This is a genomic window from Dolichospermum sp. UHCC 0352, assembly GCF_009711925.1.
Lineage (GTDB): Bacteria > Cyanobacteriota > Cyanobacteriia > Cyanobacteriales > Nostocaceae > Dolichospermum > Dolichospermum lemmermannii.
Genome location: NZ_VIKY01000099.1, coordinates 1 through 2,081 on the forward strand (window position 1 = coordinate 1; position 2,081 = coordinate 2,081).

The 2,081-nt window shown below is 38.7% G+C and carries 2 protein-coding genes; one reads left to right on the forward strand and one right to left on the reverse strand.

The annotated features are described in order from the left end of the window. Positions 1-137 precede the first annotated feature (137 nt). Positions 138-374, reverse strand: a complete 237-nt coding sequence (locus tag FJR06_RS06405; RefSeq protein ID WP_041458038.1) for a hypothetical protein — start codon at positions 372-374, stop codon at positions 138-140. 142 nt (positions 375-516) lie between these two features. Between FJR06_RS06405 and FJR06_RS06410 the strand changes: the two genes are divergently transcribed. Next, positions 517-2,043 carry a type II CAAX endopeptidase family protein gene (locus FJR06_RS06410; RefSeq protein WP_015080392.1) on the forward strand — a complete coding sequence of 509 codons (1,527 nt, stop codon included), beginning with the start codon at positions 517-519 and terminating at the stop codon, positions 2,041-2,043. Positions 2,044-2,081 lie beyond the last annotated feature (38 nt).

Sequence of the window (2,081 nt, forward strand, 5' to 3'; positions counted from 1 at the left end):
CCATTCATCCCCCGCTGCCCTATCGGGTCAGACGTGGGGCTTCTGTCGGTTAAGCTAACTTTTGTATTTCTTTCTTTCTTTGCGCCTACTCTTCGAGATCAGGAAGCGTGATTGCGCCTTTGCGTGAGACAAGGAATTTATTCATCATTATTAATTATATCTGTGCTTAATTCATTGATTAAAGGATTGATAACTACATCATTAGGAATTACTTCTGTTTTGCCAGGACTCATGGTAGTTCGGGTACGCTTATAACCATGCTTAAACTGCTGTAATATTTGTGCAATATAGATTTTAGCAGTTTTTGACCCCGATTTTCTGTTTATTTGTGAGAAATCCGGGCTAGGAGAAGCATTATTAGACTTCGTGGACATTACCGACCTAGAACAATAGCTAACACCCACACAGACCTGATCTAAGCTACTTTTTTGAAATTTTAATTTCCCTCTGCGGGACTAGCTTATAATTACCAAGGGGCTGATGATGCTCCTGTACTTGTAAGTCTAAGGGGGATAGATGACAATTAAACGGTTGCTGTTAATTGGGCTAACTTTGTTAGCAATAATGTTGTCGGGCTTATCTTTATTGAATAGCTGGCAAAAACCTCAGTTCCAGAGTCGTCTAGAATTGTACCAGACTAATATCGTCTTACAAGCCCAAGCATGGAAACCAGAAGATAGCAGCGACAAAAGTATTCAAACACTTCAAGAATCTATTCTCGGTGCAAATCCTTTAGAAAGCGCGATAAAGCAATATCAGGAAGCAAGTGAATCTATTCAAACTAGTTTAGAGACAACTAATAAAAAATTAGCAGCACTACAATCTTCAGCAGTTACTCCTGTTTCCGCAGAGGAAAAAAGTTTACAGAAATCTAGCCAACAACAAGGAAAATTGTTAGCGGAAGTAGATTTGCGGTTGGGAATTTTGCAAGCACAGCAACAGGAAGCAGATAAGGCTATTAAAACTTGGAATCAATTACAGCAACATTCAGATATCAACCCCAAATATCAAGAAACTGCTCAAGTATTAAGCGGAATATGGAGTAAACCTCCCCGTCTATTACCCAAAGCTGAACAAATAATTCAACAAAATTTAAATAGTTGGTTTCGTTTTACGGCTTTAGATCAATTATATCAACTTCAACAACGTCAAGAAGCTTTATTATCTCTAAAAATTGCCCAACAAGCAGCAGCAACCCAAGCATTGTTAAAATTAGCGATAATTGCTACTATCCCCACCTTAACAGCTTTTATAGGGCTAATTCTGCTGATTTTCTTATTGTTTCAACGCTTGCTTAAAGGTCAAGCATCCCTATTAGCGACAAATGGCAATTTGGTTTGGTCAACTCCTTGGAATTGGGAAATAATTATTCAGGTTTTTATCCTGGGATTTTTCTTGATGGGGCAATTATTTATACCAGAGTTATTATCTATTTTGCCTATTCCTCGTGGTACAGGAAATGCCAGAATTGAGGCTTTTGTGGTTTTAGTTAGTTATATGTTTGTGGCTTTTGGTTGCTTTTCAGTTCTATATTTTTCCATTAGGCGTTTTTTCCCCCTTCCTGAGAACTGGTTTCGCTTCAATTTCTTCAGTAATTGGTTTTTGTGGGGACTCGGTGGCTATTGTACAGCTTTACCGATTGTGGTGATAGTATCACTGATTAATCAAAAATTGTGGCAAGGACAAGGTGGCAGTAATCCACTTTTACAAATGGCACTAGAAAGCCGGGATAATACCGCATTGGGGATATTTTTCTTTACCGCAGCCATAGCTGCACCGTTTTTTGAGGAATTCCTATTTCGCGGCTTTTTATTACCATCTCTGACTCGTTATACGTCGGTTTGGGGGGCAATTTTGATCAGTAGCTTGTTATTCGCGGCTGCTCACCTAAGTTTATCAGAAATACTGCCGCTGACAGCATTAGGAATCGTCTTAGGAATAGTTTACACGCGATCGCGCAATTTACTTTCTTCTATGCTTCTCCACAGTCTTTGGAATAGTGGCACATTAATTAGTTTGTTTCTTTTAGGTAGTAATAATTAAGTTAGTTGTCAGTAGGGGCGAAGCATTTGGAAGATAAA

Excerpts from the sequence above, each read along its gene's own strand:
- FJR06_RS06405 (WP_041458038.1), bottom strand. The coding sequence starts at position 374 with ATGTCCACGAAGTCTAATAATGCTTCTCCTAGCCCGGATTTCTCACAA.
- FJR06_RS06410 (WP_015080392.1), top strand. The coding sequence starts at position 517 with ATGACAATTAAACGGTTGCTGTTAATTGGGCTAACTTTGTTAGCAATA.